We start from the raw sequence: 15,016 nt of genomic DNA on the forward strand, positions 1-15,016 counted from the left end.
GGGGTCGGTGACGCTGACCTTGAGCGGAGGCTTGCGCGGCAGCTTCGAAAGCTCCTCGTAGACGAAGCTGACACCGGGGTCGAGCACGGCGCCCGGGATGTCGAGGCCGGCGAGGTCGCGCCCGCAGTTGTCGCAGATCTCGGCCCCCTGTATGTTTTCGAATTTGCAGTCAGGGCACTTCATGTCGGGACCTCCACAGACTCCGGCATTCAGGCGTCAGCGATTCCAAGTCTACACCGGCCGGCGGTGGCCGCGGGTTTGCTGGCATTGTGCAGGTTGGGGCATTCCTGGCCAGCCGAGAGATTGGCCACGGATTAGCACGGATTAGCGCGGATTTTGTGCGTTTTCGACCGGCGGAGAGGCGAGCAGAGGATGGCTTTCCATGGACGCCTCGTCAAAGGTTGCTTCGGCCTCCGGCCTCGCAATGACGCTCCTCACCACCACCGTCACTGCGAGGGCGCCAGCCCGAAGCAAACCTTGAGACCCTCATCTCCCCGGTGGCGCCATCCGCGCGCGCTTCGCCAAAGGTTGCTTCCGCCTCTGGCCTCGCAATGACGCTCCTCACCACCAGGCGTCATTGCGAGGGCGTCAGCCCGAAGCAAACCGTGAGACCCCTCATCTCCCCGGTCGCGCCATCCGCGCGCGCTTCGCCAAAGGTTGCTTCCGCCTCTGGCCTCGCAATGACGCTCCTCACCGGCGGCGCCATCGCGCGATTGCCTAGTCGGCGCCTACTCCACCGTCCAGATGTCGCCCTGGCGGAGGAGGGCGGCGATGTCGCCTTCGCCTTCTGCCTTGCGGACGTCTTCGATCTGCTTTTGCAGGAGCTCGTCGTAGGTCGGGCGCTGGACGGCGCGGAAGACGCCGACGGGCACGGGGTAGTCGGGGTAGTCCATGCGGCTGAGGAGGAAGGCGATCGTGGGGTCCTCGATCGTCTCGTCGTGGACCAGGAGGTCCTTCTCGGTGATGCCGTTACCGAGCGTGACTACTTCGGGCTTGAGGCCGTTGAGGCGGATGCCCTTGTCCTGGTTCTTGCCGAAGATCATTGGCTCGCCGTGCTTGAGGTAGAGCATGCGGTCGGCGCGGACGTCGCGGGCGGAGAAGTCGTCGAAGGCGCCGTCGTTGTAGATGTTGCAGTTCTGGTAGACCTCGACGAAGGAGGTGCCCTTGTGCTTTGCGGCGCGCTCCAGGGTCTCGGCGAGGTGGTGCGGGTCGGTGTCGAGCGAGCGGGCTACGAAGGTGGCCTCGGCGCCGAGGGCGACGGCGATTGGCTTCATGGGCCAGTCGATGCTGCCGTAGGGGGTCGACTTCTTGACGGTGCCGAAGGGTGAGGTGGGCGAGTACTGGCCCTTGGTGAGGCCGTAGACCTCGTTGTTGTGGAGGATGACCTGGAGGTCCACGTTGCGGCGCATGACATGCAGGAAGTGGTTGCCGCCGATGCTCAAGGCGTCGCCGTCGCCGGTGACGACCCAGACGCTGAGGTCGGGGCGGGTGGACTTGAGGCCGGTGGCGATGGTGGGGGCGCGGCCGTGGATGGAGTGGAAGCCGTAGGTGTTCATGTAGTAGGGCAGGCGGCTGGAGCAGCCGATGCCGGAGATGAACACGATGTTCTCGCGCGGGATGCCGAGCTCGGGCATGACGCGCTGGGTCTGGGCGAGGATGGAGTAGTCGCCGCAGCCTGGGCACCAGCGCACTTCCTGGTCGGAGACGAAGTCCTTGCGGGTGAGGACTTTGACCGCGCCGGTCTGGGCGGCGAGGCGGCCGGATTCGCTGCGTTCGTTGGTGGCTACCATGTGTCACTCCCTGTGTGGGTTGCTTCGCTGCGCGGCGTCAGGGGCGCCGCCCCTCCCCGCCCGGCAGGCGGCCTGAAGGCCGCCCCTGCATTCGGTGTGTGCATTCGTTGCGCCATCAGGCGGCTCCCGCGGCGGCGGCTGCCGGGCCCCTGCCGTTGGGCGAGACCTGGAGGTCTTCGCGCCCCAGGATGCGGTAGATCTCGTTCTCGACCTCGCTGATGGTGAACGGGCGGCCGGTGACGCGGTGGAGGCCGAGGGCGTCGACCAGGTAGCGGCCGCGGATGAGCAGCTGCAACTGGCCAAGGTTGTTCTCCGGGATTAGCACCTTCTTGAAGGACTTGAGCACGTCGCCCAGGTTCTTGGGGAATGGGTTGAGGTGGCGCAGGTGCGCGGCCGACACTTTCAGGCCCTTGGCCTGCGCCCGCTGCACCGCCGTGGTGATCACGCCGTAGGTGCTGCCCCAGCCGAGGACCAGGAGGTCGCCGCTGGGCTCGCCGACGTGCACTTCCACGTCCGGGATGTCGTTGGCGATGCGGGCGATCTTCTCGGCGCGCAGGGAGACCATGAGGTGGTGGTTCTCTGGCTCGTAGTTGACGTTACCGGTGATGTTCTGCTTTTCGAGCCCGCCGATGCGGTGCTCGAGGCCCGGGGTGCCGGGGACGGCCCAGGGCGGGGCCAGCGTCGCGGGGTCGCGGGCGTAGGGCTGGTAGGTCTCGGGGTCGGTGGCGAAGTTAGGCTCGATCTTCGGCAGACTGTCGATGTCGGGGATGAGCCAGGGCTCGGAGCCGACGCCGAGGTAGAGGTCGCTGAGGAAGATGACGGGCGTGCGGTACTTGATGGCGATGCGCCAGGCTTCGATGGCCATGTTGAAGCAGTCGGCCGAGGTCGCCGGCGCGACAATGGCCACCGGCGATTCGCCGTTGCGCCCGAACATACACTGCAGAAGGTCCCCCTGCTCGGTCTTGGTGGGGATGCCGGTGCTGGGCCCGACGCGTTGGACATCGATGATGACGACCGGCAGTTCGACCATGACCGCGAGGCCGATGGCCTCGCTCTTGAGGGCGATGCCGGGGCCGGAGGTGCCGGTCATGCCGAGCGCGCCGCCGAAGGAGGCGCCGATGGCGGAGCCGATGGCGGCGATCTCGTCCTCGGCCTGGAAGGTCATGACGCCGAAGCGCTTCATGGCCGCAAGCTCGTGGAGGATGTCGCTGGCGGGCGTGATCGGGTAGCTGCCGTAGAAGAGCGGCCGGCCGGCGAGCTTCGAAGCGGTGAGGAAGCCGAGGGCCGTGGCCTCGTTGCCGGTGATGTTGCGGTAGAGGCCCGGGGCGAGCTTGGCTTTCGGGACGTGGTAGTGGGTGGCGAACATCTCCGTCGTCTCGCCGTAGTGATAGCCGGCGAGGAGGGACTTCTTGTTCGCGTCGGCGATGGCGGGGTTACGGCGGCCGAAGCGCTCGTCGATGTACTTGAGGGTGGTGTCGAGGGGGCGGCTGTACATCCAGAACATGAGCCCGAGGGCGAACATGTTCTTGGACCTGTCGATCTCCTGGGCGCTGAGGCCCGTGTCGCGCAGGGCGCGCGCGTTGAGCGTGCCGATCGGCACGCGGTAGACGCGATAGGCCTGGAGGCTGCCGTCCTCGAGCGGGTTCGAGGTGTAGTTGGCCTTCTTGAGGTTGGTGGGCGTGAACTCGTCCTCGTTGAGGACGATGACGCCGCCCTTGGGGAGGTCCGGCAGGTGCACCTTGAGGGCCGCCGGGTTCATCGCGACGAGCACGTCGGGGATGTCGCCCGGGGTGTAGATGTCGTAGCTGGAGAAGCTCACCTGGAAGGCGCTGACGCCGGGGAGGGAGCCCTGCGGGGCGCGGATTTCGGCGGGGATGTCGGGGACGGTGCTGATGTCGTTGCCGAAGACGGCGGAGGTCTTCGTGAACTGCGTCCCTGTGAGCTGCATGCCATCGCCGGAGTCGCCGGCGAAACGGATCGTTACGCGGTCGATGTCGATGACTTCGCCGCGCGCCTGCTCTTCAGTGCGTGTTGCCACTATCCACCCTCCGGTCTGGGCATTGCCTGGTGAGGCCGGGGCGGCAGGTTCAGGACCTGCTCCGGGAAGGCCTCCGCCAGGAAGCGAATGATGTCGAGCTGACGGACGCAGGCCACGGCGCGGCCGGTGTCGTCGACGACTGGGATGTTGTCGATGCTTTCCTGCATGAGCGCGATGGCCTCGGCGATGGTGTTGCGGTTGGTGAGCGTGCGCGTGACGGGGGAGACGTACTCCATGACGTTGGCGTCGTACTTGACGTCGCGGGCGACGATGCGCATGACGACTTCGCGTTCGGACATGATGCCGACGGGCTTGCCGTTGTCGAGGACGAGGACGTAGCCCTGGCCTTCCTTCTGGACGGCGGCCAGTGCCTGGCCTACGGTGGCGGAGCTCGCGATGGAAACGGGGGACTGCAGGCCTAACGCGCTGATGGGGTCGGTCTGGAATGTGCCTCTGACCGTGTTAGCTTCTGCTGCCAACGTCCCACTTCTTGGGGCCCCGGTGGCTCCGGGCGCCCTTTTTTCCGGGCAAAGTCAATTCTACATCAAGGATCGACGGCGGGACGCTCATGAATAGCGTCCCATCCATGATCTTGGCTCATGAAAGGTATTCACATGATGGTAACAATGGCTCGTTGACCGGGCCGGAACGGCGGGTTTAGATTTCGCGTACGCGGGCCGCCTCGAGCCGCGCCCAGTACGAAAGGAGCACGCCATGGCGGTCAAAGCCTACGTCCTCATCGTCACGGACCCGGGCGCAACGAAGAGCGTCTTCGACGCCTTGAAGCAGATCGAGGGCCTGGTGGAGCTGCACGAGGTCATGGGTCCCTACGACATCGTCGCCGAGATCGACGTGCCGCAGCTGGTCGATGTGCCGCCGATCCTGAGCACGAAGATCCGCGCCATCCCCGGCATCCAGAGCACGACGTCGCTGGTTTCGTTCCCGGAGAGCTGAGGGGGGAACAGCGGGTCGGCTGGTCAGCATTTCAGCGGGTAGGTAGTCAGGACTTCAGCATTTCAGCGGGTCAGCATGTCAGGGGCGCGCGCGACCAGTTCAGTCCTGACCTGAAGTGCTGAGCTGCTGAAGTGCTGACCTGCTGTCGGGACTTCAACATTTCAGCTGGTCAGCCTCTCAGGGAGACCGGCGGCGGGCCACGCGCATTGTCCCTGAAGTGCTGAACTGCTGAAGCGCTGACCTGCTGACCGAAGTGCTGAACTGCTGAAGCGCTGACCTGCTGACCTAATACCTGGCCTCGATGGAGGCAAGGAGGTCGGCGGCGTCCTCGCTGAGGCCCTGGTCGGTGCCGATCTCGATTACGCGGCGCAGGTGGGCGGCGGCCATGTCCCAGAGCTCGTAGGGGTCGCGATAGGGCTTGGCGGCCTGTTTGGAGAGCCGGTAGGCGACGAACTCGTAGCACCAGCCAAGGCTGTACTGGACGCCGGGGTCGTCCGGCGCCAGTTCGCCGGCCCTTTCGAGCGCGGCGAGGCCCTCCTGGAAGCGCAGGCGGCGGGTGATGAGCGTCGTGCCGAGGTACATCCACGCCTCGGCCAGCGCGGGGTCCAGCCTCAGGGCCTCGCGGGCCTCGGCGATGGCCTCATCGATGCGGCCGTCGCCGTGCAGCTGCTGAGCGCGCTGGAGGTGGTCGCGGGCGGTCAAACCTGACCCTCCTCGCCCCTCTCCGTTTCCGGAGATGGGAGGCCAGGGCGGGGCCCGACCGCTGAAGACTGACGGCTGCTCACAGGCCCATGAGGTGGAGGAAGGCTTCGGCGGAGGGTATGCGCAGGTACATGTTGCGCTCGGCCTGCTCGGCGATGGTCGAGCTGGGCTTGTCGCCGTAGTGGTGGCCGGGGAGGACAATGGTCTCCGGCGGCAGCGCCTTCAGGCGCATGAGGCTGTGGTAGAGGGCTTCAGGGCTGCTGCCCGGGAGGTCGCAGCGGCCGATGTTTCCGACGAAGAGCGTGTCCCCGGTGATGACGCGCCCCTCTACGAGCAGGCACTGCGAGCCGGGGGTGTGGCCGGGCGTGTGGAGGCAGGTGACCGGCACCTCCCCGACCATCACGACCTCGTTGTCCTTCGTGCCCTTCCAGCCGGAGGCGGCGCGCTGGAGCAGAGGCAGCTCGTTCTCGTTGGCGTAGAGGCTGGCTCCCGTGAGCTGCTGGAGCTCGGCGGCCGCGTTGACGTGGTCGAAGTGCGAGTGCGTGGCGAAAATCTTCGTGATCTTGTAGCCAGCGCGCTCGGCCGCCGCGGCGATCGCCCGCGCGTCCCAGGCGGGGTCGACGATGGCGGCCTCCTTCGTGCGCTCGCAACCGATGAGATAGACGAAGTTCGCCATCGGCCCGACCTGCATCTGGCGGACGGAGGATGCTTTTGCTGGCCCGGTCTCTTCGCTCATGCGCTAAGAGTAACGATTGCAGGCGTCGGAGCGCACTGGGTGCGGGCGCGCCGGGGAGGCCTGGCGCGCCGTTGCCTGAGGCCGGCGGCTCCCGGCGGACCAGATGGCAGCGGCCGTTGGGCCGGACGTTGGCGTCCGTTGACGGGCGCCGGGTTGCGTGCTGATATTCTGGGGTGCCTTTGCCCCGCCGCAGCCGAGGGGGTGTTCATGTCCGGACCTGCGAAGCCCATTAGCCGCGATGAGGTAGATGCCCTGTTCCAGAAGGTCAGCAATTGGGGCCGCTGGGGCGAGGACGATCAGCTGGGGGCGCTGAACCTGATAACGCCGGCCAAGCGGCTGCAGGCGGCCGAGCTGGTGATCGATGGCATCACGGTGAGCTGCGCCCTCCCCCTGAACACGACGGGCAGCGGGGAGAACCCGCGACCGGTGGTGCATCTGATGGTGGGGGCGGGCGACATCGAAAGGGCGACTTCTTCGTCCGACTACTTTGCCATTGCCTCCCACGGCATGGCGCACACTCATTTGGACGCGCTCTGCCACATCTTCTATCGCGGCCAGATGTACAACGGGCGGCCGGCGTCGATGGTGACCTCGGCGGGGGCGCTGGCGAACTCGATCGAGGCGGGGAAGGACGGGGTGGTGAGTCGCGGCGTGCTGCTCGATATCCCGACGGCGCTGGGCAAAGAGTGGCTCGAACCGGGCGAGGCGATCTACGTAGAGGACCTGGAGCTGGCGGAGACGAAGATGCACACGCGCGTCGAGGAAGGGGACATCCTCCTCATACGGACCGGCCGTCACCAGCGGCGGGAGAAGCTGGGCCCGGCGCAGGGCCTCGCCGGGCTGCACGCCTCGACCCTGCCGTGGCTGCATCAGCGCGGGGTCGCCGTGCTCGGCTGCGACGGCGTGAGCGACGTCACGCCCTCCGGCATGGAGGGCGGCATGGGCCTGCCGATCCACATGATCGCCATCCCGGCGATGGGCGTGCACCTCATCGACAACATGGGGCTGGACGAACTGGCGGCGACGTGCGACCGCCTGGACCGCTACGAGTTCATGCTCACGCTGGCGCCGTTGAAGCTACTGAAGGGCACAGCTTCGCCCGTCAACCCGATCGCGCTGTTCTAAGGCTCGCCACCCTGGGGGACGGGTCCTTGGGTGCGCCCCGGCCTCCTTGCGTCATTGCGAGGCCGGAGGCCGAAGCAACTTGTGGGGAGGCGTGGGCGGATGGCGCGAACGGGGAGACGAGGGGGGTCAAGGCTTGCTTCGGGCTGGCGCCCTCGCAATGACGATGGTGGGGAGCGTGGGTTGAGTGTCCGCCGGCCGGTCACGCGCTCGGCGGCTGGAGCTCCTCGACGCGACGGCCGATGGCGCGCGTCATGGCCTGGAGCAGGGCGAGGTCGTTCGTGGTCATGAGGGTGCGGAGGGCGTCTTCGCGGGCGGCGGCGATGGGGGTGTGGGGCACGTCCGCGGGGGCCGGGACTGCGTCCTCGCCGCCGTGGCCGAGGTAGCGGACGACCAGCCGCCGGGCCCTGGGGGCGATGTCCACCAGGGCCTTGCGCAGGAGGGCAACGTCGTCACAGGTCTCGAAGAAGGCGATGGCGCGGGCTACGTCGTCGCGGTCCGGCATGGTGATCGATTCTAGACGTCACGCTGCGGATATGTGGTACCTGTCAAAGCTTGTCGAGCGTGATGCAGATCGTTGAGGGTTGCTTCGGGATGGCGCCCTCGCAATGACGCTGGTGAGGCTGGCTAACTTGAGGCGCTCCTAGAACATGTGCACCCTTGCGTCATTGCGAGGCCGGAGGACGAAGCAACCTTTGGGGAGGCGTGCGCGCATGGCGTGACGGAGAGACGAGGGATGTCAAGGTTTGCTTCGGGCTGGCGCCCTCGCAATGACGCTGGTGAGGCTGGCTAACTTGAGGCGCTCCTAGAACAGGTGTACTATGGCGTCATTGCGAGGCCGGAGGCCGAAGCAACCTTTGACGAGGCGTGCGCCCGATGCGCGAGATGTCCTGCTATGTCTACTTTCTCACGAACCTCACGAATAGCGTGCTGTACACGGGAGTAACTTCGAACCTGCGAGACCGGATCAGAAAGCACCGCGAGAAGGCTTATCCCACTTCATTCACCAGCCGGTACAACGTTTGGAAGCTTGTTTACGTCGAGGCGTTTGGGGACATGAGGGCGGCGATCGAGCGCGAGAAGCAGATCAAGGCCGGACCGCGGCGGCGCAAGGTAGAGCTGATCGAGAGGGCTAATCCGGCGTGGCGGGATCTGTACTGGGAGCTTGAGGACTGAGGGGTCTCAAGGGTTGCTTCGGGCTGGCGCCCTCGCAATGACGCGCGGGGCGGCGTGTTGCTTCGGGCGGGCCTCCTCGCAATGACGCGCGGGGCGGGGGCGGAGGACTAAGGTTCTCAAGGTTTGCTTCGCGCTGGCGCCCTCGCAATGACGCGCGGGGGCGGGCAGGTCAGGCGCGGAAGATGCCGCGAGGCTCCAGCGGCAGGGAAGGCTGCGTTGGCGCAGGGATGGACTTCGGCCTGTAGGTCTTGTCGATACTCTCCATGCCCAGCACCGAAAGGATCAGCCCCACGACGACGCCGTAGAAGGCCCCGACGATGAGGTTCATGAGGAGCAGGCCGATCAGCCCCGAAAGGTCGCGCTCGAAGGTGAGGCGGAGGATGTTGCTGAACTGGTCGATTTCCGACTCCGCGGCCCTGTACAGCCAACGGCGCGGGTCGATGCCGGCGGCGGCGGGGACCTTGCGGTCGGCGACGTAGGTCCGGCCGGCGGCGTCGCGGCCGACGTAGGTGATGACGAAGTCATCGCGGCCAGCGCCAGGGGCCGTCTCGACGTAGGTTGCCTGGAGTTGCAGCTTCTTGAACTCGTCCGGTGAGACGACCGAGGCGGCGGCCTGGTTGCCGCCGCGCACGGCGGCGAGCGCGCCGGCGAGCTCGTTCCGCAGCGGGCCGGCCGGCACGAGGTTCTGCGGCGCCCAATCGGTCAGAGTCTTCTCGATGGTCTTCTCTCGCGGGAAGGAGGCCCAGCCGAAGAGGAGCGCAACGAGTATCCCGGCCAGTATCGCGGCGCGGTGAGGGTTGCGCAGCATCCAGGCGAGCATCACACAGCCTCGAACTCCACCGAGTCGCCTTCGACCTGACGGGCAAAGTAGGCTTCGATGCCAGCCCACTCGAAGGCCTGACGGAGCTCCGCCCCGACCTCGCGTAGGTCGCGCTTCTGCTGCTGCTCGAGGGAGAAGCCTGGCTTACGCAGCCAGGAGATGAAGCCCTGCTGGTACCGGGCGCAGTCCTGATGGGCGATGAGGACGATGCGCGGCGGCAGGTGGTTGTCCATGAGGAACTTGAGCATGCGCATGCCGACCTTGAGGTTCTTGGGCAGGGCTTCGGCGAAGGAGAGGATGTAGGCCCCGCCGGGCACGGCGACGATGTCGTAGTTGTGCAGGCCGAGATGGGCCTGGAGGAAGTCCTCCGAAGGGGCTCGATAGCGGCGGTCGGAGCACATGAGCACGAGGGCGTCTGTCTTCTCCGGCCCAAGGCGGGCGGCGGAGCGGTACAGGGCGCCCGGGCTGGTAGTCACGCGGGCCTCCTTTCTCTCGTTAGCGTCAGCAAGGCATTCGGCTGACTGGCGGCAGCCCGGCCGGACTCACGGCCTGCGAACGGGCGCGTTTCGATGCCGGGCAGGACCTGCGCAGGGCCGGGGCGTTCACGCCTCTGTCTCGTCCGGGGCGGGCTTCTGGGGCAAGGGAGGGGCGCCGTTGCCGGCGGGCCCGGCGGCGCGGGCGTTCGAGAGGCCGAGGTTGTCGACGACGCGGCGCGATGCGCTCTCGATGTCGATGCCAGTGGTCTCGCGAACGACCTCGAAGGTCTGTTTGACGGCGGCCGTGGCGGAGCTGAGGAAGCGTCCCATGCCGCCGGCGCCGTTGCCGCTGGCCATATCGAGGATGGTCACCTTGTCGATTTCGGCGAGGTGGCGGGTGATGCGGTCGGCGACCTCGGGTACGGCCTCCATGATCGTGGGGAGGATCTGGAGGAGCTGTGCGGCCTCGTTCATGGCGTTCAGGGCGTGGGCCAGCTTTTCCTTGCCCTCGGCCTCGGCGAGCAGGCGGGCGCGCTCACCTTCGGCCTGAGCGAGGAGCTTTGCGCGCTCGCCTTCGGCCTCGGCGAGGAGGTTCGCCTGGCGGCCCGTGGCCTCCGCGGTGAGCTCCGCCTGGCGCGCCTCGGCGAGAGACTTTCGCTTCGATGATTCACCGCTGCCTTCGGCGATCAGCGCTTCCCTCCGGCCTTCCGCTTCGGCCACGGTAGCCTCGCGGCGCGCCATGGCGGGCACGACAACGTCGGCCTCGGCGGCCTTGCGCGCCTGTTCGATGCGCTTCTCCTCGACGCCGATGCGGGCTTCGGTCTCGGCCTTCTCCACCTCGACCTCCGCGACGCGTACCTGGCGCATCGCCGTGGCCTGGGCGAGAGGGCCGGCCTGGGACGCCTTCGCGGCGGCTGCTTCGACTTCGGCCTGATACTCGGCCTTGGCGACGTCGCGGGCCTTCTCGGCGGCGGCGATTTGCTGGTCGGCCAGGGCGCGGGCCTGCGCGGCGGCAAGCTCCGCGGCGGCGACTTTCTCGGTCTGCTCGCGCTGGGCCTGGGCGGCGCCGACCTCGGCGTCGCGCTTGACTTCGGCGGTGCGTTTCTTGCCCAGGGCTTCGAGGTAGCCGACATCGTCCCAGATGGCCTGAATGACGATGTTGTCGATTTGGATGCCCATCTTGGCCAGGTCGGCCGAGGCTGCGGTAGTGATCGACTGCTGGAATTCCTCACGGCTGTCGTTGGCTCGTTCGATAGTGAGGACCGCGAGGACGGCGCGTAGCTGGCCCTCGAGCGTCTTGAGGACGATGCTGCGGATGTCCTCGACCCGGAAGGTGAGGAAGCGCTCCGCGGCGGCCATGATGGAGGCGTCGTCGGAGCCGATGCGGACGTTGGCGACGGCATCGACGTTCACGGGCACGCCCTCGCGGGTGATTGCCTTGCGGACCTCGATGAGGAGGTTCATGGCCTCGAGTGACATGAAGTCGAGGCGCTCGATGACGGGCCAGACGATAGTGGCGCCGCCGCGGACGACCCGGAAGCCGACGGTCTGCTGGGTGCCATCGGGGCCGATGATGCGGCGCTTGCGGCCGGAGATGACGGCGACCACGTTTGGCGGCACCTTGACGTAGCGGCGGCTGACCGTGGCGATGATGAGGAAGACGACGAGGACGAGGAGGCTTACGCCAAAGGCAACGTAAATTCCGGTCACTGCTGTACCTCCTTCGCCGCCTCGGCGATGACTTCGGGCGTCCTCGCAACCACCAGGTCCGACCCGAGCACGGCCCTGATCACCACTCGCTCGCCGGCCGGGATGTGCGCGCCGCCTTCGGCGCGGGCGATGAACGTGTTGGCGCCGCCGGCGGCGCCGACAGTGACTCGCCCGAGGCCGGAGGGCGGGATCGACACTTCGACCACGCCGGTGCGCCCGATCAGGCTGCCGACCTCGGTGACGCTGTTCGACTGCTGGCCGTACAGGAGCTGCAGGAACTTGTAGGCGACGAAGGCCAGGGAGAAGCCCGGCAGGAGGGCGAAGAGGCTGCTGGCGAGGGTGGACCAACCGTAAGAGCTGGTGATCATGCCGGAGGCGCCGTATGCGGTCATGAAGGCCATGAGGTTGCGCAGGCTGAGGGGGGAGGGGCCCTCGTCGCCGGCGCCGGCCTCGGCCGAGGCGGTGGCATCGCCGTCGCCGCCGCCGAAGTCGAGCTGCTCGCCGATGCTGTCGCCGACGCTATCGAAGAAGTCGCCAACGCTGCCGAGGACGAAGGAGACGAAGAGAAAGAGCGCCCCGAACAGGGCTATCGCAAGGAAGAAAGCCTGGTCGACACTCATGGAGCACCCCGGCAGCGAACGCTGAGCGATCTTACCGAAAACGAGGGGACTTGTGGGCGCCGCGGGTGGCTACCGAGGCGCGCGAGATTCTTCGCCCTCCGCCCACCCGGATCGCGGCGCCCGGAATGGCCGGAAGCGCCGGGGGTTTTGCGCAGGGGCGAGCACCGCTACATTTGGGCAAGGTAGACGACGCGACGAAGGCAGGGGTTGGCGACAGAAGGGCTGCGGTCAGGAGTAACGGCGGATACAAGCGCCGATGGTATTACCGTAGCGGAGGCAGCGCCGGAGGAGCGGGCGCGGGGGCGGCGCCGCTCCGAGTTCGTCGACCGGAACCTGACCGAAGGCAGCATACCGAAGAACCTGGCACACCTGGCGTGGCCGCAGGTCGTTGAGTCCGTTGTCAACGTCACCGACCAGCTTGCCGACCTCGTGTGGGCGGGGCGGTTGGGCGCGGAGTCGGTTGCCGGACTGGGCGTGGCGCAGACATACGTGCAGGTAGCGCGGACGGGCCGGCAGGGCCTGGACACCGCCATGCGGGCGATGGTCTCGCGGGCTATCGGCGCCGGGGACGTCGCGCGGGCAAACCACGTTGCGTTGCAGGCCTTCACGCTCTCGGGCGCCTTTTCGCTCCTGATGGTCCTGGTGGGTGTGTTCCTCACGGAGCCGCTGCTGCGCGTGCTCGGCGTGCCGGAGAGCGTGATCATCGCCGGCGCAGACTACATGCGCTGGAACTTCGTCGGCACCGGGGCGGTGGCGTTCCGGATGATGTCGGGCGCAGCGCTGCAGGCGTCGGGAGACACGTTGACGCCGATGAAGGCGACGATGGTGAGCCGGGTGCTGCACGTGGCGCTGAGCCCGGCGTTCGTGTTCGGCTGGTGGCTGTTTCCCGAATGGGGCCTGGTCGGCACGGCCGTGGCCAACACCATCGCCCAGGGCGCAGGAGTAGTGATGAACTTCCGGGCGCTGTTTACCGGTACGTCCCGCCTGCACCTGACGTTCGCGGGCTACCGGCCGGACTTGCCGCTGCTGTGGCGGCTAATCAAGACGGGCGCGCCTGCTTCGGTGACATCCGCGGAGCGCGCCTTCGCGCAACTGGTGCTGGTGGGGCTGGTGGCGCCGTACGGGGCGACGACGCTCGCGGCCTTCTCGCTCACGCGGCGCATCGAGATGCTGTCGCACGTCGGCGCGGGCGGCATCGGGCAGTCGACGGGCGTGATGGTGGGGCAGAACCTGGGCGCGGGGAAGCACGACCGGGCGCGGAAGTCGGTGCTGTGGGGCCTGGTGTACGTAAACATCAGCACCTTCATTGCCTGCGGGCTGATGTTCGCCTTCCCGCGCGAGTTCCTCTCGTTCTTCAACGACGACCCGGAGCTGCTGGACGTGGCCGTGAAGTGGCTGCAGATCGCCCTCATCGGCTACCTGGTGATGGGCATGGGCATGGTGTTCATGCAGTCCTACAACACGGCTGGCGACACGCTGGTGCCGATGGTGGTGACGCTGATCTCGATCTGGGGGATCCAGCAGCCGCTCGCGGTCGTCCTGCCAGACCTGGGCCTCGAGCAGTACGGGATCGCCTGGGCGATCGTGGCGGCGATGGCGGCGAGGCTGCTTATCTACGTGCCGTACTTCTTCTCCGACCGCTGGGAGAGGGTCAGGTTGTAGAGGGAGGGACTGGCAGTGGTGGTCGGTGGTCGGGCGGCGCGGCAGACGAGAGCAGAGTACAGAGTGCAGAGTTCACGTGAATAGCGCCTGCTCGCCGCGGTCTGGCTCTCGGTGAAGTTGATTCCGGAGAACAGAATCGGAAGGCCGGGCGTGCCCCGGCCCGCCGCCCCGTTTTGCCTTTACTCTGCACTCTGCAGTCTGTGCTGCGAGGGAGGTGAGGGATGGAGTTCCCGCCGGTGTTCGATGGGCACATTGATTACATAACGGCGATCAGGCCGCGGCCGGGACGTCCGGGGCGGGACTTCCTGGAGGAGTCGGAGACGGGGCATGTGGACCTGCCGCGGGCCGCGAAAGGCGGCCTCGGCGGCTGCTTCACGTCGATCTTCCTGACGAACGAGCAGGCGGAGATGGCAGCAGTCGACTACGCGATGCAGGAGATGAACGACGTCTTCGGGATCGCGGACCGCGCCGGCGGGAGGTTCCGCGTCTGCCGGACGGCGGCGGAGGTGCGGCAGGCGCTCGATGAGGGCGCCTTCGCGTCTGTATTCATGTTCGAAGGTGCGGACCCGATCTCGTACAGCCTGAAGGAACTGCGGGTGTTCTACGAGGCGGGCCTGCGCTGCCTGGCGCCGGTATGGAGCCGGTCGAACATCTTCGCCCATGGCGTGCGTTTCGGCGACGCGCAGGTAGACGGCGGGCTAACGGCGGCGGGACGCGACCTGGTCCGCGAGTGCAACCGCCTTGGGATCATCCTCGACGTGTCGCATATCAACCCGGCTGGCTTCTGGGACATGATCGAGGAGTCGAAGTCGCCGGTCGTGGCGACGCACTCGAGCGTGAAGGCGTTGTCGCCGCACGTGCGCAACCTCGACGACGAGCAGATCAGGGCCATCTCCGAGAAGGGTGGGACCATCGGCATCAATTTCTCGAACATGTTCCTGCGCCCCGACATGCAGCGCGAGGCGACGGACACGGAGCTCGAGGTCATCGTGGCCCACTTCGACTACGTAGTGAACCTTGCGGGGGACGAGCACGTCTCCTTCGGCACCGACTTCGACGGCACCCAGGTCCCCGCCTGCGTAAAGGACGTGACGGGGCTGCCGCTGGTGTTGCGGGCGCTGAAGGCGCGCGGCTACTCGGACGACCGCATCGAGCGCATCTGCAACGGGAACTGGCTGCGGGTGATGCGGGAGGTGTGGGGGGAGTAGGG

The 15,016-nt window shown here is 67.1% G+C and carries 16 protein-coding genes; 5 read left to right on the forward strand and 11 right to left on the reverse strand.

The window, feature by feature from the left end; genetic code table 11:
* The 4 genes from VNN10_06875 to VNN10_06890 form a co-directional block, all read right to left on the reverse strand.
* Positions 1 to 183 (reverse strand): hypothetical protein (locus tag VNN10_06875; protein ID HXH21734.1); only part of this gene is annotated, 183 nt, incomplete at its 3' end.
* A gap of 545 nt (positions 184 to 728) precedes the next feature.
* The gene (locus tag VNN10_06880; GenBank protein ID HXH21735.1) at positions 729 to 1,790 is read right to left on the reverse strand and encodes a 2-oxoacid:ferredoxin oxidoreductase subunit beta; all 1,062 of its coding nucleotides are present in this window, start codon (positions 1,788 to 1,790) and stop codon (positions 729 to 731) included.
* 115 nt (positions 1,791 to 1,905) lie between these two features.
* Complete coding sequence (locus VNN10_06885; GenBank protein ID HXH21736.1) at positions 1,906 to 3,831, reverse strand: 2-oxoacid:acceptor oxidoreductase subunit alpha; 1,926 nt, start codon at positions 3,829 to 3,831, stop codon at positions 1,906 to 1,908.
* Positions 3,828 to 4,307 carry a CBS domain-containing protein gene (locus tag VNN10_06890; GenBank protein ID HXH21737.1) on the reverse strand — a complete coding sequence of 160 codons (480 nt, stop codon included), beginning with the start codon at positions 4,305 to 4,307 and terminating at the stop codon, positions 3,828 to 3,830. Before VNN10_06890 ends, VNN10_06885 begins: the two co-directional genes overlap by 4 nt.
* A gap of 235 nt (positions 4,308 to 4,542) precedes the next feature.
* Here VNN10_06890 and VNN10_06895 point away from each other — a divergent pair, with 235 nt between their 5' ends.
* Positions 4,543 to 4,782 carry an Lrp/AsnC family transcriptional regulator gene (locus VNN10_06895; protein HXH21738.1) on the forward strand — a complete coding sequence of 80 codons (240 nt, stop codon included), beginning with the start codon at positions 4,543 to 4,545 and terminating at the stop codon, positions 4,780 to 4,782.
* A gap of 285 nt (positions 4,783 to 5,067) precedes the next feature.
* Here the strand turns inward: VNN10_06895 and VNN10_06900 are convergent, their stop codons facing one another.
* The gene (locus tag VNN10_06900) at positions 5,068 to 5,484 is read right to left on the reverse strand and encodes a tetratricopeptide repeat protein (GenBank protein HXH21739.1); all 417 of its coding nucleotides are present in this window, start codon (positions 5,482 to 5,484) and stop codon (positions 5,068 to 5,070) included.
* A 79-nt stretch (positions 5,485 to 5,563) separates the two neighbouring features.
* Positions 5,564 to 6,220 carry an MBL fold metallo-hydrolase gene (locus VNN10_06905; GenBank protein HXH21740.1) on the reverse strand — a complete coding sequence of 219 codons (657 nt, stop codon included), beginning with the start codon at positions 6,218 to 6,220 and terminating at the stop codon, positions 5,564 to 5,566.
* Between the two features lie 207 nt (positions 6,221 to 6,427).
* Here VNN10_06905 and VNN10_06910 point away from each other — a divergent pair, with 207 nt between their 5' ends.
* Positions 6,428 to 7,345, forward strand: coding sequence for a cyclase family protein (locus VNN10_06910; protein HXH21741.1), 918 nt, complete (start codon positions 6,428 to 6,430; stop codon positions 7,343 to 7,345).
* 199 nt (positions 7,346 to 7,544) lie between these two features.
* On the opposite strand, the gene VNN10_06915 is transcribed toward VNN10_06910, so the two are convergent.
* Positions 7,545 to 7,847, reverse strand: a complete 303-nt coding sequence (locus tag VNN10_06915) for a hypothetical protein (protein ID HXH21742.1) — start codon at positions 7,845 to 7,847, stop codon at positions 7,545 to 7,547.
* 371 nt (positions 7,848 to 8,218) lie between these two features.
* Between VNN10_06915 and VNN10_06920 the strand changes: the two genes are divergently transcribed.
* Positions 8,219 to 8,518: a GIY-YIG nuclease family protein gene (locus VNN10_06920; GenBank protein ID HXH21743.1), complete on the forward strand. Its 300-nt coding sequence runs from the start codon at positions 8,219 to 8,221 to the stop codon at positions 8,516 to 8,518.
* Positions 8,519 to 8,687: 169 nt separating this feature from the next.
* Here the strand turns inward: VNN10_06920 and VNN10_06925 are convergent, their stop codons facing one another.
* The 4 genes from VNN10_06925 to VNN10_06940 form a co-directional block, all read right to left on the reverse strand.
* Positions 8,688 to 9,341 carry a hypothetical protein gene (locus VNN10_06925; GenBank protein ID HXH21744.1) on the reverse strand — a complete coding sequence of 218 codons (654 nt, stop codon included), beginning with the start codon at positions 9,339 to 9,341 and terminating at the stop codon, positions 8,688 to 8,690.
* A complete protein-coding gene (locus tag VNN10_06930; protein HXH21745.1) occupies positions 9,338 to 9,814 on the reverse strand; it encodes a carbonic anhydrase in 477 nt (158 codons plus the stop codon). Before VNN10_06930 ends, VNN10_06925 begins: the two co-directional genes overlap by 4 nt.
* 126 nt (positions 9,815 to 9,940) lie before the next feature.
* A complete protein-coding gene (locus VNN10_06935) occupies positions 9,941 to 11,524 on the reverse strand; it encodes an SPFH domain-containing protein (GenBank protein HXH21746.1) in 1,584 nt (527 codons plus the stop codon).
* Complete coding sequence (locus VNN10_06940; GenBank protein HXH21747.1) at positions 11,521 to 12,144, reverse strand: NfeD family protein; 624 nt, start codon at positions 12,142 to 12,144, stop codon at positions 11,521 to 11,523. Before VNN10_06940 ends, VNN10_06935 begins: the two co-directional genes overlap by 4 nt.
* Before the next feature lie 207 nt (positions 12,145 to 12,351).
* On the opposite strand from VNN10_06940, the gene VNN10_06945 reads away from it, so the two are divergent.
* Positions 12,352 to 13,806 (forward strand): MATE family efflux transporter, encoded by a 1,455-nt coding sequence (locus VNN10_06945; GenBank protein HXH21748.1) that lies wholly within the window; start codon positions 12,352 to 12,354, stop codon positions 13,804 to 13,806.
* 221 nt (positions 13,807 to 14,027) lie between these two features.
* Positions 14,028 to 15,014: a dipeptidase gene (locus VNN10_06950; GenBank protein HXH21749.1), complete on the forward strand. Its 987-nt coding sequence runs from the start codon at positions 14,028 to 14,030 to the stop codon at positions 15,012 to 15,014.
* Positions 15,015 to 15,016 lie beyond the last annotated feature (2 nt).

It is taken from the genome of Dehalococcoidia bacterium (assembly GCA_035574915.1).
Taxonomy (GTDB): domain Bacteria; phylum Chloroflexota; class Dehalococcoidia; order DSTF01; family WHTK01; genus DATLYJ01.